The 21553-nt window shown below is 60.0% G+C and carries 19 protein-coding genes; 11 read left to right on the top strand and 8 right to left on the bottom strand.

Going from position 1 to position 21553, the window contains the following annotated elements; all coding sequences use genetic code 11:
- Positions 1-7: 7 nt before the first annotated feature.
- From ACW9KT_RS22020 to ACW9KT_RS22005, 4 genes are all read right to left on the bottom strand, one after another.
- Entirely contained in the window at positions 8-619 is a 612-nt protein-coding gene (locus ACW9KT_RS22020) for a vWA domain-containing protein (protein ID WP_457084506.1), read from the bottom strand.
- Between the two features lie 929 nt (positions 620-1548).
- Positions 1549-2541: a transglutaminase family protein gene (locus tag ACW9KT_RS22015; RefSeq protein ID WP_457084504.1), complete on the bottom strand. Its 993-nt coding sequence runs from the start codon at positions 2539-2541 to the stop codon at positions 1549-1551.
- Between the two features lie 9 nt (positions 2542-2550).
- Entirely contained in the window at positions 2551-3489 is a 939-nt protein-coding gene (locus ACW9KT_RS22010; protein ID WP_457084502.1) for an alpha-E domain-containing protein, read from the bottom strand.
- 74 nt (positions 3490-3563) lie between these two features.
- Positions 3564-5021: a circularly permuted type 2 ATP-grasp protein gene (locus ACW9KT_RS22005; protein ID WP_457084500.1), complete on the bottom strand. Its 1458-nt coding sequence runs from the start codon at positions 5019-5021 to the stop codon at positions 3564-3566.
- 477 nt (positions 5022-5498) lie between these two features.
- On the opposite strand from ACW9KT_RS22005, the gene ACW9KT_RS22000 reads away from it, so the two are divergent.
- The 6 genes from ACW9KT_RS22000 to ACW9KT_RS21975 all read left to right on the top strand — a co-directional run bounded on the left by ACW9KT_RS22000 (position 5499) and on the right by ACW9KT_RS21975 (position 10852).
- A complete protein-coding gene (locus tag ACW9KT_RS22000; protein WP_457084498.1) occupies positions 5499-6590 on the top strand; it encodes a zinc-binding metallopeptidase family protein in 1092 nt (363 codons plus the stop codon).
- Between the two features lie 744 nt (positions 6591-7334).
- Positions 7335-8309: a glycerophosphodiester phosphodiesterase family protein gene (locus ACW9KT_RS21995; protein WP_457084496.1), complete on the top strand. Its 975-nt coding sequence runs from the start codon at positions 7335-7337 to the stop codon at positions 8307-8309.
- Positions 8310-8643: 334 nt separating this feature from the next.
- A complete protein-coding gene (locus tag ACW9KT_RS21990; RefSeq protein ID WP_457084494.1) occupies positions 8644-9219 on the top strand; it encodes a Crp/Fnr family transcriptional regulator in 576 nt (191 codons plus the stop codon).
- Between the two features lie 107 nt (positions 9220-9326).
- Positions 9327-9548, top strand: coding sequence for a hypothetical protein (locus ACW9KT_RS21985; RefSeq protein ID WP_457084492.1), 222 nt, complete (start codon positions 9327-9329; stop codon positions 9546-9548).
- A gap of 12 nt (positions 9549-9560) precedes the next feature.
- A complete protein-coding gene (locus ACW9KT_RS21980) occupies positions 9561-10214 on the top strand; it encodes a DUF998 domain-containing protein (RefSeq protein WP_457084490.1) in 654 nt (217 codons plus the stop codon).
- 266 nt (positions 10215-10480) lie between these two features.
- The gene (locus ACW9KT_RS21975) at positions 10481-10852 is read left to right on the top strand and encodes a VOC family protein (RefSeq protein WP_457084488.1); all 372 of its coding nucleotides are present in this window, start codon (positions 10481-10483) and stop codon (positions 10850-10852) included.
- Between the two features lie 147 nt (positions 10853-10999).
- Here the strand turns inward: ACW9KT_RS21975 and ACW9KT_RS21970 are convergent, their stop codons facing one another.
- Positions 11000-11587: a hypothetical protein gene (locus tag ACW9KT_RS21970; protein ID WP_457084486.1), complete on the bottom strand. Its 588-nt coding sequence runs from the start codon at positions 11585-11587 to the stop codon at positions 11000-11002.
- Between the two features lie 333 nt (positions 11588-11920).
- Between ACW9KT_RS21970 and ACW9KT_RS21965 the strand changes: the two genes are divergently transcribed.
- Positions 11921-12208 carry a hypothetical protein gene (locus ACW9KT_RS21965; RefSeq protein WP_457084484.1) on the top strand — a complete coding sequence of 96 codons (288 nt, stop codon included), beginning with the start codon at positions 11921-11923 and terminating at the stop codon, positions 12206-12208.
- A 642-nt stretch (positions 12209-12850) separates the two neighbouring features.
- On the opposite strand, the gene ACW9KT_RS21960 is transcribed toward ACW9KT_RS21965, so the two are convergent.
- From ACW9KT_RS21960 to ACW9KT_RS21950, 3 genes are all read right to left on the bottom strand, one after another.
- Positions 12851-13495, bottom strand: a complete 645-nt coding sequence (locus tag ACW9KT_RS21960) for a response regulator (protein ID WP_457084482.1) — start codon at positions 13493-13495, stop codon at positions 12851-12853.
- A complete protein-coding gene (locus ACW9KT_RS21955; protein WP_457084480.1) occupies positions 13492-17508 on the bottom strand; it encodes a PAS domain S-box protein in 4017 nt (1338 codons plus the stop codon). The genes ACW9KT_RS21960 and ACW9KT_RS21955 overlap by 4 nt, the downstream gene beginning before the upstream one ends.
- 74 nt (positions 17509-17582) lie before the next feature.
- Positions 17583-18671, bottom strand: a complete 1089-nt coding sequence (locus ACW9KT_RS21950; RefSeq protein ID WP_457084478.1) for an ATP-binding protein — start codon at positions 18669-18671, stop codon at positions 17583-17585.
- Between the two features lie 723 nt (positions 18672-19394).
- Here ACW9KT_RS21950 and ACW9KT_RS21945 point away from each other — a divergent pair.
- From ACW9KT_RS21945 to ACW9KT_RS21930, 4 genes are all read left to right on the top strand, one after another.
- Positions 19395-20018, top strand: a complete 624-nt coding sequence (locus ACW9KT_RS21945; RefSeq protein WP_457084476.1) for a porin family protein — start codon at positions 19395-19397, stop codon at positions 20016-20018.
- Positions 20019-20592: 574 nt separating this feature from the next.
- The gene (locus ACW9KT_RS21940) at positions 20593-20730 is read left to right on the top strand and encodes a hypothetical protein (protein ID WP_457084474.1); all 138 of its coding nucleotides are present in this window, start codon (positions 20593-20595) and stop codon (positions 20728-20730) included.
- Positions 20731-20735: 5 nt separating this feature from the next.
- A complete protein-coding gene (locus ACW9KT_RS21935; protein WP_457084472.1) occupies positions 20736-21041 on the top strand; it encodes a hypothetical protein in 306 nt (101 codons plus the stop codon).
- A gap of 59 nt (positions 21042-21100) precedes the next feature.
- Positions 21101-21553: transposase (locus ACW9KT_RS21930; RefSeq protein WP_457084470.1), on the top strand; the 453-nt coding region annotated here is incomplete at its 3' end.

Raw genomic sequence — 21553 nt, 5'->3', positions numbered from 1 at the left:
TAATCGCTTACGTAACGATATTCAACTCAGCAGGAGGCGGGGGTAATTCTCCCATACCGGTCACTTCCTGGCCGCCATCCTCCACTTTGGTCGAGGAAACGCCAATGGAGGCACTCACCCAAGTAAAGAACTTGGCAATGCTTTGGCTGTCGGCGGTATCAAGGCTGACGACATTTTCCGTGATCTGCTTCAACAACGAAGAATCGGCGGCGCCGCCCGCGGCGCAGGCCACGGTAAAAGCGGTTTTTCGTTTTCTGAATTCTTCCAGGCCAAGCTGCCAGTCATCGGTGGGAATACCATCCGTCATGATGAACACCAGGGGTTTCCAGTCGCCTTTTTGCTCCGCCGTGGTCTTCGTAACCTCATTGTCCATGCAGGTAGAAACCAGCTTCAGCGCCTCGCCGAGGCTGGTAGTGCCGGTAGCTCGGATGTCCACCATCTGAAACGAAGCCAAGTCGGTTAACGGCACCACTTGTTTGGCCTCACTATCAAAGGTGATGATGCTGATGAAGGCAGTCTCAATCGCCTGCGGATTCTGCCGCAGCGAGCTGATCATGACCTGAACCCCATTTTTAACTGCCTCAATGGGCTCCCCAGTCATGGATCCAGAGGTGTCCAATAATAAATAGACGGGTAGTCTCCTCATACTTTTAGGTTTTGAAATGTTTTTTTGGAAAACTCTGCACTTGTAGTGGCTTGCGCAAGACAGAAGCCTAAGCCAACTCGGCTTAAGAAAATCTCGCTTCCCCTACAGGCTTGATTCTAAGCGTCATTTTTGGAAAACAGCTATAAAACCCTATCCTCAAAAAATGGCGGTTGACATGTTCAACGCAGGCCTTTAGGCAAGGTTTTCCAGTAACTTAATGAAGAGGTTCACTTTAATCTTTATGCCCGTTAAGGCATCAGGCGGGTCTAAAGGACATAGTGAAGTTAAACTAAAGGGAATTTTGCTTTTTTCTTCCACCCTAGCTCAGCCCTACGCCATTGTTAGCTGAAGCCTGTTGTAACTGAAGTAACTGAAGAGTATATGTCTTAGATATGCCGGGGCTGGGGCAAAACGCCCCGCCGTAGGCTGAACACGGGGTATGGAAGCCCCGACCTGCGGCCACCACGGGGCGCGGCGCCAGCCTGTTTGCCTCGGCTAGGCGCCGATGCGCCCCCCCTGATTCACGGCGGGGCGTTTTGCCACAGCCCCTCGCCTTACGTTAAGCGGCTTTTCCGTGACCTTTTTGCGCCAGCGGCCGTCACTTCGGGTAGCTGGCGTAGGGGTGCAAAGCGCGTGTAAGCACGAGCGGAAGGTGAAGCCTATCAAACATAATGGTGCTTCACTAACTGACATAACCTGTACGTTCCGTAGCTTGAGGTCCCTGATTCCTCAAACCGGTTGTATGTTCACCGAAAAGGACTTTATTGGACCTGATGGCGCGCACCGGAAGCAGCCATTTGAAGGATTCCGAAGGACTCATGGGACGGAATTCCGCACCTGTTAAGCGATGTCCTTGCCAGTTCCTCGGACTTTGACTGGCGACTCCCTCCGACCTAGCTGCGCTATTGTTGCTGTTGTTGCTGTTCCTGGTACAGCCGAAAAGAATTCGCGGGCATTTTGGGATCCGGCACCTCGTACACGGGGGCAGGCGCCAGGGCTGGGGGGTCGGCCGGCATGGGGTTGGCGTAGTCGATGTGCACCGATACGTGCAGTTTGTGGGTGCCAATGCCTTTGTACGTTCCCTTTACGGGCGTGCAATCCGGGAAATTGCGGCCAATGGCCATGCGCACGTGGCCATCGTTCACGATGGTGTTGTTGGTGGGGTCAAGGCCCAGCCAGCCGTAAAAGGGAATGTAGGCTTCTACCCAGGCGTGGGTGGCGCCAATGCCGCGCACCTCGGCTTCTCCCTCCTCTTTCTTAGGGCACACGTACCCGCTTACGTAGCGGGCCGGAATGCCTATCTGCCGCAGCAAAGCCTGCAGGATGTGGGCGAAGTCCTGACACACACCCGCCTTGAGCTGCCAGATTTCTTCGGCCGGGGTCTCGATGTTGGTTACGCCCTGGCGGTAGTCAAAGTGCTCAAAGACATATTCGGAGAGCACCAGGGCATTCTTTAGCGGCTTTTCCGTTGGGCTGGTCAGCCGGCTAAGGGTGGTTTTGACGTCGGCCAATGACTTGAAATCTTCGGGGCTCAGAAAGTCGATAAAGGCCGGGTCGAACTGCCGGCTCCGCAAATCCTGCCACTGATGCTCGGCGGGCTGCTCATCCATCGGAAACTGGATGGGATGGGTGGTGACGTCGGCCAAGGACTCAATCACGAGAACGGTGTGGGGCTCGAGCACCGTAAAGACGCCCACGGTGTTGCCGAAGGCGTCCACGTAAGTGTCAATAGGTGGGCCATGCCGGTTGCCGGAGTCGCTGGAAACGCATACTTGGTGCCTGGCCACCTGCAGCCGCTCGTCGGGGAGCGGATACAACATAATCTGGTTGGCGCCGTCCACGACCTCGGCGGCGTACGAGTAGCGCGTGATGTGCTTGATGGTGTAGGATGGCATACGCTCGTTTTAGCTTTTCCCCAAATAGTTTTTGCCCAAGGCCACTGCAATGCTGAGCAACTCCTTGCGGGTGTCCAGCAGAAAGTCGTTGAGCTGTTGTGGGTCGCGGGCCGACACGTCGGTGAACTTCACTTGGTTGGCCAGGCGCCCAATCAGGAACGCCAGCTTCTCGTGGCTTTCGGGCAGGCTATCCGATTTCAATCGCTCGAAGTACCAGCTCAGCCGGCTCAGGCACGAGTGCAGGGAATGCGTGAAATAGGCGTTGTGTAGCACAAACTGCAGCACGCTGTCGGGATTGAAGTTGCCGCGGTAGGTTTTCAGGTACAGCTCCTGGCCGGATATGGAATGCACCAGGTAGCGCAGCTGCGGAATCACCGTTTCGGGTAGCGTCTGAGCCGCTACGTTCAGCCACTGCACGCGCAGCGTGTCAGTGGTTTGCAAAGCCCGCTCCAGTAGCTTGCCCAAGTTCAGGTACCCGTAGCTTTCGTCGCGCGGCATGGTGTTTTGCACGGCCCCAATGAATACCAAGCCGTGGCGCATCAGGGCATCGATGCCCGACAAGGGGTCACCGAAGCGAACCTGGTCCGGTATTTCGCCCTCCCGGATGGCGTGGTAAAAGCTGTTCAGGCACTGCCACACTTCCTGCGTGATGTGGTCTTGCACGGCGCGGGCATTCTCGCGGGCCTGCAGCACGCTGTTGAAAGCCGAAGTGGGGTTGTCTTTGGCCAGAATAATGCGCTCGAGCACCCGGGGCGTGTCCCGCTCCAGCGCGGCCACTTCTTCGAGCTGGAGGCTGCCGCCGTAGCTGTAGAGCAGGGAACGCCAGCTGAATTCACTGGGGCTGTCCTGCGACGCCTGGTAGTGGGTGCGAATGACCTGCAGCATGGCCTGGGTTCGGTCCATATACCGGGCCAGCCAATAGATAGTGTCAGCAACGCGACTTAACATATTGTCAATGAGAACGAAAAACCAGGGGTTGGGAAGTAGTCCATAGGCTACTTTCTTTTCCTCATTTTCCAGCTTTAGTAATTTTCGGGCCCCAGCACCCAGGTGTCTTTGCTGCCGCCGCCTTGCGAGGAGTTTACCACCAGCGAGCCTTCCTGCAGGGCTACGCGCGTGAGGCCACCGGGCACCAGGTCGATGCCCTGGGGTCCGTACAGGGCATACGGCCGCAGGTCCACACGGCGGGGCTGCAGCACGCCGTTGAGGTAACAGGGCGTGGAGGACAAGCTGATGATGGGCTGGGCAATGAAGCTGCGCGGATCCTGGGTGATGGCCGCGCGGAACTCCCGCATCTGCTGCTCGGTGGCGCTGCTGCCTATTAGCATACCGTACCCCCCCGACTCGTTGGTCTTCTTAATGACCATCTGGTCCATGCGCTCAAACACCATTTTGCGCAGGTCCGGATCGCTCAGCTGGTAAGTGGGCACCGTTTGCAGAAGGGGCTCTTCGTTGAGGTAATACCTAATCATCTGGGGCACGTAGCAGTACACGGCTTTGTCGTCGGCCACACCGTTGCCCATGGCATTCACGATGGCCACGTTGCCTTTGCGATAGGCGGCGTACATGCCGGGCACGCCCAGGGCACTGTCGGGCCGGAACACCAGCGGGTCCAGAAACTCGTCGTCGACGCGGCGGTAAATCACGTCTACCTGCTTCAGGCCCTTCGTGGTTTTCATGAACACGTGGTGGTTGTGCACCACCAGGTCACTGCCCTGCACCAGCTCGATGCCCATGAGCCGGGCCAGGGTGGCATGCTCGTAGTACGCCGAGTTGTAAATGCCCGGCGAGAGCAGCACCACCGTAGGGGCGCTGATGTGGCGATCGGCCAAGTCCATCAGGTTCCGAAACAGCAACTCGGGGTACTTGCGCACGGGCTGCACGCTGTTCTTGGGCAGCAGATCAGGGTAGAGGCGTGAGGTAATGCTGCGGTTTTCGAGCATGTACGACACCCCCGACGGCGTGCGCAGGTTGTCCTCCAGCACGTAGAAATGCCCGTCCGAATTCCGAATCAGGTCGACGCCCGCAATGTGGGTGTAAATGTCGTGGGGTACCTTCACGTTCATCATCTCCCGCAGAAACTGGGGGCAGGAATAAATGAGCGTGGCCGGAATCAGACCATCCTTGAGGATGAACTGTTCGTGGTAGATGTCCTTGAGGAAGAGATTCAGCGCCTTCAGCCGCTGCTTGATTCCGGCTTCAATATGCAGCCATTCGGCGTGCTGAATGATGCGGGGAATGATGTCAAAGGGAAAGATTTTTTCGATGCCCTCGCCGCTGCTGTACACCGTGAACGTGACGCCCTGGCTCATGAAGAGCTTGCGGGCCAGCTCGTCCTTGCGGGCTAGCTCCGTGGGGGGCATTTTCTCGAGGGCCGAGACAAAGTTGCGGTACTCGGGGCGGATGCCGTTATGGTGAAACATCTCATCCCAGATGTTGGGCTGCTCTTGGTAGGCAGTCAACAAGGAATTCTCTATCATAAGCTAAGCCAGGAGTAGCACTGGTGGGTGAGCAGCCGGGGCTGGGAACAGGGCCATTATGTACGCCGCTATTCCGGCGAAGTTGTACAATAACGGCTTTTGTCTAAGTTGCTCGGTTTTTTAAGTATTTGGCCACCGCGATGCTTGGAATCGCTAAGTATGTTCATTCATCGTGTAAGTACTTAGCGCAGAATACGGCAGAAAATACTTACACAGGTTTTAAAGGTACTTTTGCTCGCCCGTGTCGGCTAGATTTCATCAGGAAACATTAGTTGCTCAGCGCCAAAGCTTTCCCCATGAGCACGCACTTTTGAAAACACAATAGTATAAATATTTTTATACGCTCTGTGCAGCGCACACGACTCTTGGCAAGGCGCGTTGGGCAAACTAATCCCGGAGTCCCTCGTTTAAATTGGCTTACGGTTTTAAGCTTGGCTATCCAGCGCAGGCAGCCCGGTTTGTCCCCACGATTGTTGTATGAAGCTCTTTAATTGCACGCACTGCCAGCAAGTTGTTTACTTCGAAAACGTCTTGTGCGAGCGGTGCAATCACGCCCTGGGTTTTGAGGTGCAGCAGCAGCAAGTAATTGCCTTGCAGCAGCGCGGGGAGCAGTATTTCATGGCGCATGACCAAGCCGAAGGTAGCGCCCATAACACCGCTTATAAATACTGCGCTAACCACGCGCACCAAGCGTGTAACTGGCTGCTGCCCGCCCACGCAGCTGAGCAACTCTGCCGGGCGTGCGGGCTCAACCGCACCATTCCCAAACTTAGCGAGCCGGAGCACATCACCCGCTGGCAAAACCTGGAAAAGGCCAAGCATCGCCTGGTGTTCAGCCTCTTGCAGCTTGGGCTGCCCCTGGTGAGCAAAACGGAAAACGAGGAAACCGGCCTAGCCTTCGACTTCTTGGCCGATGAGCAAAAGCCCGAAGGGGAAAAGGTGCTGACCGGGCACGACAATGGCCTCATCACCATCAACATCAAGGAAGCCGATGACGTGGAGCGCGAAATGGCCCGGAAGAACATGCACGAGGTGTACCGCACCTTGCTGGGTCATTTTCGGCACGAGGTAGGCCACTACTACTGGGACCGGATCATTGATAACTCGCCTCACCTCGACGAGTGCCGGCGCCTGTTCGGCGACGAGCGCGCCGATTACGCGGATGCCCTGGCGCGGCACTACCAGGAGGGCGCGCCCGTCGATTGGCACGAGCACTTCATCAGCGCCTACGCCAGCACCCATCCCTGGGAAGACTGGGCCGAAACATGGGCCCACTACCTGCACATCGTCGACACCCTGCAAACGGCTTCGGCCTATGGCATCCGCGTGAAGCCCTGGGTAAGCGAAGAGGCCGATAATCTGTCCACCACCGTTAGCGGGGACCCCTACCGCTTCGAGGATTTTAACGACATCATGGAGCAGTGGCTGCCGCTTTCCCTGGCCCTGAACAGCCTCAACCAGAGCATGGGCCTGCCGGACGCCTACCCTTTCGTCATTCCGCCCGTGGTGGTGGAGAAGCTGGCGTTTATTCACACAGTCTGCCGTCAAGCGGGTCAGCACCGGCCGTAGCGAAAAGCATCCCGCGTATCCAGCCGGGCGGAGGTGGTGCTTCCAGTTCCTACGTCACCACACTGGGCATATGGACAACGAACGACCGTCGCGCTGTTGCAGTACTCTCACATAGCGGATCCGAACCCGGAAGACCGGCGCCTGCGCGCTTGAAAGGCGGATAAAGAAACTATTCAGGACGAGTCAAATACACGTCATTGCCTAAATTGCCTAAAGGGAAGAGAATCCAAGCTTCTGCAACAGCCACTACTGCTTACAAAAGCCTACAACTTGCTGCTATCTCGAACGCGGAAGGTAAGAGAAAGCCCCCGGGCATGGTTCCGCAAAGGCCCGTTATCTCTGACTGCTAGCAGCCGGCTTTTAGGCGATGTTGGATGAGGGTTGTCGCGAGGTTATGGTCGCGCAACGGCCCCATCCATTAGCGGCGCACGGCTTAGCGCTGCCCGTTGTGGTGTTCGTCAGCAGGCCTTTAAACGAGCAGGTGATAGGCGGCGCTTTGGCGGCGGATGCCGATGCTGGATTGGGGGTGTAGTACGCGCGAGCAGCTGCTGGGCCGGGCGGCCGTCGCTGCGGGGCAGCGCTGAGCGAGAAGGGGGCCGCTAAATAGGCGAAGGTCTCCTCCAGTACAGTACTCAGGCACCTGTACTGCCCCAGTGCTCAGCTTTGACTTCGGGGGCCGGGAGGTAGCTTTCACGCCTTTTTTACCCACCTTGCGCTCTTGGCGTAAGGCCTACCATAATAGACATGTATATGCGCGTCCGCCGAATCCCGTCCTGGTTCAAACCCTATGCGATTAGCCTGCTGGTGGCCCCGCTGTGTTCCGGCGCGGGCGTCCCCGGGGGGGCGCAACGCCAGCCCCCGCTGCATACCCTCTCGATCAAAACTACCCAGCAGCTGCAGGACTTTTTCCGCTATACGGGCCAGGATATCCCCCTCATCAGCGGGCACCGCGGCGGCACGACCGACGGCTACCCCGAAAACTGCCTGGCTACCCTGGAGAACACCCTGCGCCACACCCCCGCCTTTTTCGAGGTGGATCCCCGGCTGAGCAAGGACAGCGTGATCGTGCTCATGCACGATGCCACGTTGGAGCGGACCACCACCGGCACGGGCAAGGTGTCGGACTACACCTGGGCGGAACTCAAGCAGCTCCGCTTGAAAGACCCCGAAGGAAACGTAACCCCCTACGGCATTCCCCGCCTGGAGGAGGTTATCCGGTGGAGCAAAGGCAAGACCGTCCTCAACCTCGACAAAAAGGATGTGCCCTTGGCCCTGACGGTGAAACTATTGCGGCGGCACCAGGCCGCCGCCCATGTCCTGCTCACCGTCCACACGGCCGAGCAAGCCAAATACTACTATGACCAGATCCCGGGGGTGATGCTCTCGGCCTTCGTAAGAACGCGGGCCGAGCTGGAGTCCTACGAAAAAGCCGGGGTTCCCTGGTCGAGCATCCTGGCGTATGTGGGACCAGATAACAAGCCGCAGAACCAGGAGCTGTATGAGCTGCTGCATGCCCGGGGCGTGATGTGCATGATTTCGGCCGCCCCGACCTATGATCGATTGCCCGACCCGGCCGCCCGCCAGCAAGCCTACCGGGAAACCTTCGTCCTGGGGGCCGATGTCCTGGAATCGGATTTGCCCATCGAGGCGGCGGCCGCGGTGCGCAGCCTGGCGCCGAAGAGAAGTGGGAAAGCGAATTATTTCCGAACCATCGACTAACTCAGGCTTTGCCCCGGGCATCGCCCTGTAATAGGACCTTGAAGGTTAAGTTATGATAAGTAAGTGTTATCGGAACCTATCCTGCCAAATAGACACCTTTTAGGAAGCACGTTGTGGCCCATCGGTAGCCACGCTAACGCATTTTGCTTTTTCCTTTGCTCCTATTACCTGCGTAGCGTTTGGTTGGCTAGCCGGCAAAGCGCGCTAACGAGCGATCCGAGCGTATGCAGGGCTGCTGGAAGTCGGCAGGACTCCCTTTCTTTGTCTGAATGGGCCACAGTGCTCCCTGAATCAGACCGGTCACCCAGGCCTGCTGCAAGTCTTGTTTCTCCCCATGACCGATCCCCTCGTCGCGCACATCCAACGGTTTATACCCGTGTCTCCCGCGCTGGCCGAGCGGCTGACGGCGATAGCGACCGTACAAAGCATGGAAAAGGGCTCTTACCTGCACCAGCCCGGTCGGGTATGCCGCCATACCTACTTTGTCACTTCTGGCTTGCTCCGGGTGTTTTACCGCAAGGAAGACAAGGAAGTAACGGACCATTTCGCCGCCGAGGGGGAATGGATTACGTCCCTCTACAGCTTCCTGACGAGTGTGCCCGACGCCTGCTACATCCAAACGCTGGAACGCTGCGACCTGCTGGCCATTTCCCTGACAGCTCTTGAGCAATGCTTTACTGATTTCCCGCCAATGGAACGGTTTGGCCGTATGCTGCTGGCCCGCTTACTGAAGGAGCAGTCCGAACGCATTGTCTCGCTCCAATTCCACACCGCCAAGGAGCGATACGAATTTTTCCAGAAGACCGCCCAAAACATTCTTCCCCGGGTGCCTTTGGGGATGCTGGCGTCCCACCTGGGGATAACACAGGAAACGCTGAGCCGGGTACGCGCCGGGAAAAGAGGAATTTGATCTAGGTCAAATGCCGGCCGCCGAGCCCAAGGTAGTTTTGTAGAAAAACAACCTCTTCCATGCGACAGGTCCTCCTTTCTTCCCTTGCCGTCCTTTGCTTCTTATCTATGTCCGCGACCGCGCACGCCCGGCAACACCCCCAGCGGCCGGCCGTGGCCGAGCGGACCCGCGCCGCCTGCTGCCCGTTTCCGGCGGACAGTTCCAAAACCCTGCTGGTCCGGCTGGTGCAGCGCGTGCGAGCCGAGCGCCAGGCTAACCGCGGCAAAGCACGCCGGGTCCACCGGTATTTTAACCCGCTGCGGGTAGTGTACCAAGTGGTAGGGCTCTAACCGGAAGAAGGCATGCAGCTAAAACGCAGCACCAAGATGACCGGTCGGGGGACTTGGAATAACTATGCCCTCGCGGGCCTAGTGGCCCCAGCCACCTTCCTCCTAGCTTACCTAGTACTTTCCTCGTTGCGGCCGGAGTACAGCCTCTATACGAAAGCCATCAGCGAACTGGGCTCGGTCGACGCGCCGCGGGCCGGCGCTTGGAACCTCTTCGGCTACGTGGTGCCCGGAGCCCTGGTAGCCGTCTTCGCGTTCGGGCTCTACCGGGACGTAAGTCCGGGTAGGCGGGGGCGCACTTGGCCGCTGGCTGGCCTTTTCCTGAGCGGCGTATGCATGGCCTTCTCGGGGATATTCCCCGGTGATTTTGACAATCGGCAGGCCCTGACGATGCGGCTGCATACCGCCAGCAGTGTCGGCAGCTACTTGTTTTTTCTGCTGGGCGCCTTCACGTTCCCCCTGACGATGGCCCAGTCGCCCTACTGGCAGAAGACAAGTAAGCCCACAATCTTCTTCGCGGGACTTACCATCCTGTTCGGGGCATGGCCCGTGGCTTTTCCCGCCCAGCCTGCGGTGGGGCAACGCCTCGTGTTTCTAGTTTATTTTTTCTCGGTGGGCTACTTAGCCTACCAGCTGCTCACCAAACCGACGCAAGGCGCTACTAGATGAGGTCGTGTCCTTTTCTTCTGCCCGCCGAGGCAAAGCGATAAGATAATTCCCACTTCCCAGGCGGCAATTTTGGCGAATACGTACTTGCCCTGGCGTGGAGGGAAATGTTGGCCCAGCCTGTTGAAAGACCGAAAAGGGTGGCAGGATCGCTCCGGAAGCTGGCGGACAGGCGAGCATAATCCGCGAACATCCCTGGTAATTGCTGTTACTTTAAGCCGCTAGCACGATAAAATAAACCTCTACCATCAGTATTCACCAGTAGCGCCATGGAATTAGGAGCATTCTCCGTTAGTCTGAGTGTCCAGAATCTGGAGATTTCCCGACAATTTTACGAAAACCTGGGATTTAAAGCTTTTGCCGGGAGCATGGAGCAAAACTACCTGATTCTAAAAAATGGGAACGCAGTCATCGGTTTGTTTCACGGCATGTTTGAAGGCCATATTCTAACCTTTACTCCCGGTTGGGACGCGGACGCGCAAAACCTGGCGCATTTCACGGATGTTCGAGCAATTCAAAAGGAGCTGAAAAGTAAAAACATGACGCTGACGGCGGAAGCCGATGAGCAGGCGCTTGGGCCGGCAGCGGTAATGCTCACGGACCCCGATGGGAATGTGATTTTGCTGGACCAGCATCGATGATAGCCCCATAGCCAACTTCGCAGTTTAGAATTGATAGTAGGGTCAGATCGGTACCAAGTTGGCTACTGCCGCCTGCTTAAGCGGACCTGAGCTTATTTTCCCTGAGTACGCCTACTTGCGTACTGCTTGCCGGAGCATGGTTGTTCGTCAGGAAAACTCGGAGGGACGGGCCGATGGCTTTAACTTGTGCGCATCCTGGCGGCAAATGGCGGGGGAGAAGGGGATGGGAACGGGGTAGGATTGGGGCACCGCATGGCCGGCCCCATACGCCGGCGTCCCCCGGGGCATCTGCTTTAACACGCGCCGCACTTCCTGATCCGTCTGGGCCAAGCGGTCGGCTTGCCGGGCGGCTTGGTGCAGGAAGTTCACCCCATACTTGCTCTCCAGTAGCTGGCGCATCAGCGCGTGATAGCAGCCATAGTAACTACCCGAGGTCGTGCTTTCCACAAACCGCCAGCGAAGGTGATAGCGCTGATCCAGCACGGGCAGATACGTACTGGGTTGTGGGACAAGCTCCCGGGAGTGCAACGTATACGCGCCGCGCAGGAAGTCTTGCTGGGCTTGCCGCAGCGCTGGGGTGCAGGCCGCCGCGGTACCTACCGCGGGGTCTGGACTGCTTTCGGGCGGCGAGGGCGCCTGACAGCCCAGCAGTAGCAGCAAGGGAAGAGGCTCGGAGGGCGCCTTGCGCCACGGCAGCACCCGGGGTAAAAGGCGGGGGGCGTTCACCTGGAGCATACGAAGGCCGGGAGGGCTGGTGGCATAGGGGTGAAATGCTCGCGGCAGGCGCCGCCGCGCGCGTAGTTGCGTATGGGGGCGCCTGGCCCCTAATTTCTGGGTAACGAAGGGGCAAGGACATACCCATGCCGCCAGGGGAGCCGGACCGTGTCGTTTACCACCCCGTTGCAGCGCCTCACCTGGCCTGGTTTGCCGGCCTGGGCATAGCGGCTAATTTTCATCTCGATCTCGTCGCCCACCCACCGGACGACGGTGCCTTCCACCAGCGTGCGCTCCCCCAGGGCCAGCACGCCGCATAGGTAGGGGGGGTACGCTCGGGTAAGCGTCCCCGGTATGAGAGCCGCCTTTTTCTGGACGAGCAGCAAGTGCAACTCCCGCGGCCGCATCGTGCGCATGGCCCAGATTATCGCCGCCACCCCCGGCTGCCTCGGCATTGGGCTGGAGGAAGACACCGCCGTGCTCGTCACCCAGGGACGCGAGCTGGAGGTGCTGGGCAAGGGCATTGTCGTGTTTATGGATGGACGCGAATGCACCGGCAACACCCTGCCCGAAATGAAACCTGGCGAGGTTTTCTCCAGCCGGGACCTACGGCTGCACCTGCTCGCCCGGGGTGAGCGCTAAACGTTGCCCGAGTAAGGCGGTGGATGGTCCATTTCCCGCTGGGTAGATCAGGGTTGAAGGCCTGATTCTGCCCTGCGTAGCCCAGTAACTCGACTTTACGTCCTAGCGCCGGTAGTGAAAGGCCGGTGAGATGATTTCCGGGGTGATGCTCCTCGTAGGGGGAAGCTGTGGTGCTTCTCCGCTAGACGTTTAGTTAGGGAAAAGATGTAATCCTCGGGCTACAAGGAGCCCGCCCGTCACCGCCGCGAATGACCTGCGGCGACAGGCTCTACTCGCCTATGCAGGCTACTCACTCCCAGGGGGTGAATTATGCTTGTCTCGAGCCCCGGTTAGGACAAGGCCCCTGCCGACTCGTGCGGGAGCCTCTTTGCCAACCTAGCTGAAGCACGTTTGAGAATTAGCTTCTGCATCGCCTAGTACGATGCCCTGCGGCGACGCCCTTATCCGCTGGTAGCTGGCACTTAGTCCCTTCGAAACGTATCTACAACCTCCGTCCTACCGCCAGCCGGCTGCCCTGGATTACTTCACCCTTTTCTGTCCCGTGTTCCCCGATCATCCCCCGTGGTCGAACGACACATTCTAGCTTCTTGCTCTCCCAAAACGCGCACCTTACGGACGCCGTCGGCCCAACGGGCCCTAATCTTAATTAGCTAGCCAGCCGCGCTCGACCGCGTATTTGACCAGCGCTGCCGTGTTTTTGGCACCCGTCTTCTCCAGAATGTGCTGGCGGTGGGTTTCCACGGTGCGCTTACTAGTAAAGAGCTTGTCGGCCATTTCCTGGTTGGTCAGCCCGTCGGCCACCAGTTGCAGCACTTCCCGCTCGCGCTGGGAAAGCTCATGGGGGGACTTGAACGCCGCCGCTGGCAGCGGAGCCAGCACTTTCCCCAGCATCATCAGGCCAAGCTCCGAGCAAAGGAACCGTTTGCCAGCCGCCACGGCGTGGATGGCCACAATGATTTCGCCTCTGTCAGCGTTCTTGAGTACGTAGCCCAGGGCTCCCGCTTCCATTACCTGGCTGATGCTGAGCTCATGCCCTTCCATGGAAAGGATGAGCACGCGCACGTTGGGAAACTGCGCGTGCAGGCACCGGGTGGTGGCCAAGCCGTCGAGGCCGGCCATGTGCAGGTCCAGCAGCACCACGTCGGTGGGCGTGGAGGGCAGCTGGTCGAGCAGCAGCTGCCCGTTGCTGGCGTCGCCGACCACCTTCAGCGTTGGCTCGTCGGCCAGCAGGCGGCGCAGCCCATCACGCAGCACGGCGTGGTCATCTACGAGAAATACTCGGGTCATGCAAGAGGGCTAAGGGGGGAAAGAAGCGGAAAGCGGATGCGCACGTAGGTACCGAAGGCAGGCGTTGAGCCCAGCTCCACCGTGCCGCCGAGCAGCGTCACCCGGTCGCGGATGGTGCGCAGGCCGATACCGGAGCCCGCGGCGGCAGGAGCCGGAAAGCCTATACCATTGTCTTCTACTCGTAACAATACAAACCCGGGAACGGTTTCCAGGGCCAGGCTGGCTTCGCTGGCTTGGGCGTGCTTAACCACATTCTGAGCCAGCTCCTGGGCGATACGGTAGAGGGCCACTTCCAGCGACTGGGGCAGGGGCTGCTCATCGTCCAGCTCCACCGTGCACGTAAACCGCAGGTGGGGACCACTGAGTTTGCGGCTGACGTCGTGTAGGGCGGCCTGCAGGCCAAAGTCCGTGAGCACCGTAGGCACCAACTCGTGGGAGAGCGTGCGGGTCTGGCGGATGGCGTCGGAAAGCAGCGCGTCAACCCGCCCCCAGCCGGGGGCCGGGGCCAGGCCCCGTACCTGGTCGAGCTGCAGCTTGGTAGCGTACAGGGTTTGCCCCACACCGTTGTGCAGGCTTTCGGCCATGCGCCGACGCTCGGTTTCCTGGGCCTCCAGCACGGCGTTAAACAGGGCCTGCTGCTGGGTGAGGCGCAGGTGCAGGTTTTCGGCTTCGAGGCGGTGCACTTCGCTGATGTCCAGGTCCACGCCCAGCATTCGGAGCGGCTCGCCGGCCGCATCAAACGCCCCGGCGGCTTTCACGCGCACCGTTTTTACGGCTTTGCCGACTTGAATGCGCAGCGTTTCCTCAAAACCGGTGCGGCCGCTGGTCAGGCCCCGCACAATGCGCTCGGCCACGGCCCGGTCTTCGGGCAGGGCAAAGTCAAAGTAGGTTTCCGGCCGGATGGGACTGCCCGGGGGCAGACCAAACAGCCGGTACATGCCCGCCGACCACAGAAACTCGCCCGTGACGCGGTCGTAGTCCCAGGAGCCTAGGCTGGCTACCTCCTCGGATTGCTGAAGCAGCTGGTAGGACTTGTTCTGTTGGTACTCGGCTTCTTTTTGGGCCGACACGTCCTGCGTCACGTTCAGCACCTGGGTGACGACGCCCGTGGCCGGGTCGCGTTGAAAAGCGCTGCCCCGCACCTCAAACCAGCTCCACTGGTTGGTGTTGAGCTTGGCCCGGTAGCTGAAGGTGGCTATTTCGTGGTCGGGCAGCTCCCGCACGCGGGCCAGATATTGGGGCAGCCGGGCCGCGTCGTCGGGGTGCATCTGCAGCAGGTCCAGCCGCTCCTGAAACGAAAGCTGCAATAGCTTTTCGCGCTCGTATCCCAAGGCCTTCACCTGGTCCCGGTTGTGGTACAGGGCCCGGCCCGAATCGAGGTTCATGACGGTTATCAGGTCGGGAATGGTTTCGTTGATGCGGGCAATGAAGTGGGCCTGCTCCTGGTTTTTCTCCTCGGCCAGCTTGCGCTCAGTGATGTCCAGGTTGGTGGCCACCAGGCCATCGTCCATTTTCACGAACTGGCCGGCGTACCACTTGTGGAAGCCTTCGTGGGGGTAGGAGTATTCCAGCCCGGCCGGCTCGCCGGTTTCCAGCACACCCAGCATCAGCTCGTAGAGGGCGGTGAGCTTGATGCCGGGGAATTCTTCGGTGTAGAGCTTGCCCACTAGGTCATGGCGGCCGGTTTCTTTTCCCAGCTCCTTATTGGCCAGGGCAATGCGGAAGTCCCGAACGACACCCGCCTCGTCGCGCACGGCCTTCAGCACCGACAGGGAAATCAGGCTGGTGTCGAACACCGACTGCAGCAGTTCCTGGCTTTCCAGCAGCGCGTGGGTGCGCTCGGCGACCAGCACTTCCAGCGAGGTGGTAAATGCTTCCAGCTGCTGCTCGGCCTGCTTGCGCTCACTGATGTCGACGATAAACTCCATGCATTCCGCCGTCGGGCCTGCTCCCCGGAGCCGGGTGGGCGCGCACAGGCCCCACCAGCGGGAGCCGTCCGGGCGCACAAACTGCTTCTCGTAGGGTGCCGTATCGCCCCGCTCGGCCAGCTCCCCGGCATGGTGACTGGTGATGTCCCGGAACTCGGGCGCGGTCAACACTTCCCACTGGAGGGTAAGCAGCTGCTCTCGGCGGTAGCCGCTCATGCGCACCAAGGCCGGGTTGGCTGCCGTCATGCGCCCGTCCAGGGTAAAATAGAGCTGGCCCACGGTGTCGACGGAAAACGCCTTTTGTAATAGCGCTTCCGATTCGCGCAGGGCCGCATCGGCCCGGTGGCGCTCGAGAAATTCGGCGGCCGTCCAGGCCAGCATGTCCATCAATCGCAGCACGTGGTCGCTGGGGCGGTGCGGCTGGCGGAACTGCGTGCTAATGACGCCCATAGTCTCGCCCGCCCGGCTCGTCATGGGGGTGGACTGGCTGGCGCGGATGCCGTCGGCGTAGGCGGCCGCCCCGGCCTCGGTGCCGGCCAGCCCTTCGAAACCCACCGTGTCTTCAATAATGAGGCGCTTGCGCTGCACGCGGGCTACTTCGCAGCCGGTTTCCAGGCCTTCATAGCGAAAGAAGTCAATAAAGGGGCTGTCGTCCGGGTAGCCCTGCCAGACAAACATCTCCAGCCGCTGCCCGTCCTCACTGAGAAACTGCACGCAGCCGCGGTCGGTGCCAGTGAACGCGCAGGCCAGGGCGAGCACGTCCTGGAAGGCCGCCTGCACATCGGTTTGGTCGGCCAGCTTGGCCTGCAGTTCGTAGAGGCGGCGCATGCCCACCAGGTCCGCCGCGATTTGGGCTTCGCTCTGCTGCCGCGCCTGCTCGTTTTGCTTGCGCTCGGTAATGTCCTGAAACACCACGGCCACCCGGCGGCTGGCCTCGTCGCCTACTTTCGAGATGTAGAAGCTGTACCACTTCTGGTCCGGGTCAGCGTATTCTTCCAGCCGCTCGCCGACGCCAGTCTGGGCCACGCGGCCAAAGATTTTCACCCAATAGCCTTCGTAGGCCGGGTCGATGTCGAGCAGGCGCCGGCCCCGAAAGTCGGCCCCCACCAGGCGCGTGGCCGCCGGGTTGGCGTCCCGGTAGAAGATGTCCACGGGTACTGCATGCTCGTCGAAGAGCACGTCGCAGAGAAAATAGCCTTCGTCAATGGAGTTGAACAGCGTGCGGAAGCTCGCTTCCGCCTCCCGCAGGGCTGCCTCGGTGCGCCGGACCCCGCTGATATCGCTGAACAGAATGGCCACTTGGTGCTCGGACGGGTCGCCGACGCGAAAGGCGTACACCTCGTAAAAGCGTTCCAGCTGCTCGGCCAGGCGGGCAAACCGCTGCGGCTCGCCGGTGAGGGCCACTTGCCCGTACAGCTCAAACCAGTGGGCTTCGTGCTCGGGTCGCAGCGTGCGCATAGTTTGCCCTACCGCGGGGCCCAGGCCGGTTTGTTGCTCGAAGGCGGGGTTGGTGACCAGAAAACGGTAATCGACGGGCTGCCGGGCGCCGTCAAACAGCACCTCCACCACGCAAAAGCCCTGAGCCATCGCCTCAAACAGGGTGCGGTACCGCTCCTCCGCCTCGCGCAAGGTATCGTGGGCCATCCGGCCTTCGTAGGGGTCGGTGGCTGCCGGCCAGCGGCCGCTGGGCTGCTGACTGGCCACGGCGTTGTCCCAGTACACCCAGCGGCGGCCGTCGGCGGCCGGCGCGGTGCGCATGGTTATCCACTGCCGGGTATGCGACAGCCAGTACGTAGCGGGCGGTGACGTTTCGGTCATTTCAGCCAGGGCCTGCAGCAGCCCGGGGGGCAGTACGGCGGGCCGCACCTGCGCCGGCGCATGGCCCAGTACCGCCGCGGCGGGCACGCCCCATAGGGCTTCGGCCGCGGGGTTGAGCACGGCCACGGTGCCGTCGGGGGCCAGGGCCAGCACGCCCCAGGGCAGGCTGGCCAGCAGCAGGCTGGTGTCGGCGACGGACAGTGGGCTGGGCAGCCCAGCGGCGTGAGCGGCCGCGCGGGCAGCTCCAGAAGTACCGGATGCGGACATGAAGGACTAAGGTAGTATAAGGGGAGTAAGTACCATTGTTACCGGAAAGCACGCAGGCAACTACGTCGTACGGGTTAAGCCTCCATGCGGGGCAACTCCACGGTGACGGTGGTGCCCTGGCCTTCCTGACTGGCGACCAGCAGCTTGCCCTGGTGCCAGTCCACAATGGTTTTGCACAGCACCAGACCTAAGCCGGTCGTTTCCTCCCCCCGCAGTCCCGGGCGGCGGGCCTTGGTGAAGCGCTCGAACAAGTGGGGCTGCAACGCCGCGGGAATGCCCACCCCGTTATCCACCACGTGGATGCGCACGCACTCCGGGCAGGGCTCGAAGGTGACGCGAATGTGCCCCCCGTCGGGCGTGAACTTAATGGCATTGCTCACCAGGTTGGTCAGCACCTGCGTCATCTTGTTCACGTCCAGCTGGACGTACACCGGCGCGGGGGGCAACGCGTACTCGAAGCGGTGCCCTAACAAGGCTTGCTGGCGTTGCAGCTCGTGCAGGGGCGGGGCCAGCGCCGCCCCCACTTCCACCCGGTCGCGCTTCAGGTCCGTGTTGGCCGATTCCAGAAACTCAATTGCCACCAGGTCGCGAATCATCTTCAGGCTGCTTTGGCTGGTGGTTTCGAGCACGCCCAGCAGCTCCGCGGCCTGGCTCTCGACCGGAATGGACACCTCTTCGCGCAAGTAGGCGGTGATTTGCTGCACCAGGATAAAGGTGTTGCTCAGATCGTGGGAGAGGATCTCGAGCGTCGCGTTCTTGCGCGTGTTGAAATTATCCGCGTTGGCTTGGTAGCGCTTGGCCACGCTGATGTCGCGCAGGCTGCCGGCTACCAGGGCCGTATCCGTGGCCGTCCGCTCCCAGTACGGGGTCAGGCAAAACCACTGCTCGGGCTGCTCGGGCGTGCGCAGGCGCAGCTCCACCTCGTCGCTCATCTGGCCCCGCACCCACAGCTTCCAGTAGTGGGCTAAGTAGCGCTGGTCATCGGGGTGCAGGCGGGCGAGCAGGGCCGGCAGCTCCTCGTTGACGAGCGGGCCGTGCCCGTAGAGCACGGCCTCGTAGGCGGGGTTGGTATAGACGACGCGGCCCGTAGCCGTGTCATAGATGAAGTGGACATGCGCGCTGGCTTCCGCCTGGTTCATGAATAAGGCGGCGAAGTCAGTCACAGCAGGCGGATTAAAGGTAGGGAAGTGGAAAGATACCCAACTCCGGGCTAGCAACCCCTACTGTGGCGCTTGCTCAAGGTACCGAGCTCGACAGCGTGTTAATGGAAAGGTAGCCCCAGCCGACAGGATCCGTATCTTGCCCTATCGGCGATGCACTCCGTGCGGCGCGGTAGCCGGAGAATGGCGGGGGAGGGCTGTTCTCCGGCGACGATTTTTGGCCCTGCCTTTGGCAGGCAGGATATTCTTAGCTACCGGGCGGGAAATACTTGTTAGCCACCTTTGGGTTGTCCCGTTTCAGGTCCAGGTAACTCTAGAGAACCTTTCCAGCGTGGCCTGCCGCTCGGCGTGCAGTTGCAGCGCCGCCTGCGCCTCGGCAAGCTTTTTTTGCTGCTGCCAGTGGGGTTTAACAACACCCACTGGTAGCGTCTATGTTCAGGTGAAAGGGGTTGCTTGCCAGCGCGTCCATTATCCGTTGGACCACCCTTTTACCCGAGACCCTTTGTACGCCGTTGGGCCGGGCGTTCGACAGGCAATAAATCCGGGGTTTACGTAGCGCACAAGCTCAGCTTTCAGCCTGAAAATCAATCGTTCACCCCAACAAAAAGGGCGGGTTTGCCGTCTTCCCAGTAATAGCCTGGCTAGCGGGGCTTGCGAGCCCTTTGCTCCCGGGTGACCAGGAAAGCCTTTCCTCCCCTCCCTTTCTATCTACCTATGTTTCTAGCTATGAAAAAAACTATGCTATCGCTGGCCCTGCTGCTCGGCGCTACCGCCGCCGCCCAGGCCCAATCCGCCGCCGGGGGCGGCCCCCGCTTCGGCCTGAAAGTAGGCGTGGTGGCCGCCACGCTGGCCGGCGACGACAAAGACTTCCAAGGCGACGTGCAAAACCGCTTTGGGTTCCTGGCCGGCCTGACGACCACCAAGAGCGTGGGCGTGGGCGGGCTGTTTGAGCTGCACCCCGAGCTGCTGTACTCCCAGCGCGGCTACCAGATTGAGGACGTGTCCAAAACCACGTTTCACAACATCGATGTGCCGCTGCTGGCCCGCGTCAATGCCGAGGGTCTGGTGTTTGAGGCCGGGCCGCAAGTAGGCTACTTATTCGCCCGCAAAACCAAGTTCGAGGATTCGGCCACGCCCGACATCACCGCCCGGGGCCAGCTCAACAAGCTGCTATTCGGCTACATCGTGGGCGTCGGCTATCAGCTGGAGAGCGGCCCCAATGTGGGCATCCGCTACAACGGCGGCCTCACTCGCCTCTACGACGGCGATGCCGCGCTCGTCGGCGGCAATAGCATTCGCAACTCCGTGTTTCAATTTCACCTGGGTTTTGCCTTCCCCGGCGGCCAATAAGCCGCGTCGCTTCCCCGAAAAAGCCCGCTTTCCGCCCTGGAACTCGGGCTTTTTTCGGGCCGGCGCGGTGGCGGGATGAGCCCCGTAGGAAGTCCCGCGACGCGCGATTGCGCGCTAGGTGGTCGGCCCCCATGCGAACGAGGGGGACGTGAGGGCTGCGCCCGCCACGGGAACCCTTCGTTTAAGTGAACAAACCAGTCCTGGTGGTATCGTCCTAAAAGTGGACCGTTTGGAGTTAGTCCGCCGTTGCGTTGGCGAGTTGTCTGATCCTAATAAAAGGGGCCGAGCCTTGCCCACTCTCAGAGCGAGTAAAGATGGTAGTAGATGAAAACCCTAGCTTCAGGGGAAGGCGATGCTTTTCTCATGAGGAAGAATCCTACTAGTAAGGGTAACACACTAGTAGCGGTAACACAAGCCTAGTACTAGAAAGTATAGGCAGGAAAAAATGTGCGGACGGGCTTCCCAAAAAACGGTCGTGGCTGTTGCAGAAGTAGAAGTGGGCGTAGAGGAGTTGAGTTGCGTGTTTATAGAGGATGCTAGGCACGACTAAGAACCCTTTCTCGGCGCGGCGGAGATGATTGCGCCGCAGGCTTTCCGGCAGGTTGTCCTGTTGGGCGAGCTGTTTGTCGGTCCGTACCTGTCGTTGGTCTATGCTTTTTCGGGCTTAATGACCTTCTCCGCCGACTTGCGGGTACTACTCAAGCAAACCTGACTACTATGAAACCGGCCTTTGTTGCCTTGCTTTTTCTCGTCGATCCTACCCTGCAGGTCACCGCGCAAAGTCCATCACCTTCACCTGTTTATGCACCTTTGAAAGTTGCTGCGCAACCAGTGAATAGGCCACCAACAGGGCTTACTCCGGGACAACAATACTGGCTGACGGCCATTTGGCTGCTGAAACAAAACTCGCTTTATACCAGCCGCATCAACTGGCCTGAGCTAGAAGCGAAGTATCTTCCCATAGCCAAGGGTCCCTCTACCCCTTGGTTAATCCTTTCTGATTGTTTGGGACCAGTTGGGTAGGGGAGGAGGGGCTTGAAAAGCATGGTGGCTGTTGCAGAACGCATGACCTACTAGGCGTTGTGTTTCGTAGCAAGAAGATGCAAGGCCAGAAGCAGTTCACCGATAAAGAGGTCACGCGCTTTCGCCTCTTCGAGCGCGTACCCCCGCACAATTTCTATCGCCGGTTGGCCGAGCTTGTCGACTGGGGCTTTCTCTACCAAGAGACCAAAGGGCTTTATAGTTATAGTCACACCGGTCAGCCCTCGCTCGACCCCGTGGTGTTCTTCAAGCTCGTGCTCGTGGGGCGGCTGGAGAATCTGGTCAGCGATCGACGCTTGGTCGAGCACTGTACCTTACGGCTCAACATCCTCTATTTCCTCGGCTACGAGGTGGACGAGGACTTGCCCTGGCACTCGACTATCAGCCGCACCCGGCAGCTCTACCCAACGGCCGTCTTCGAGCGCTTGTTCGACCACGTCTTCGCCCAGTGCGTCACGCAGGGGCTGGTCGCCGGCGACACGCAAGCGGTCGAT

The organism is Hymenobacter sp. HD11105 (assembly GCF_054051685.1).
Note: the sequence above shows the minus strand (reverse complement) of the source record. Positions and strands in the feature narration are given on the sequence as shown.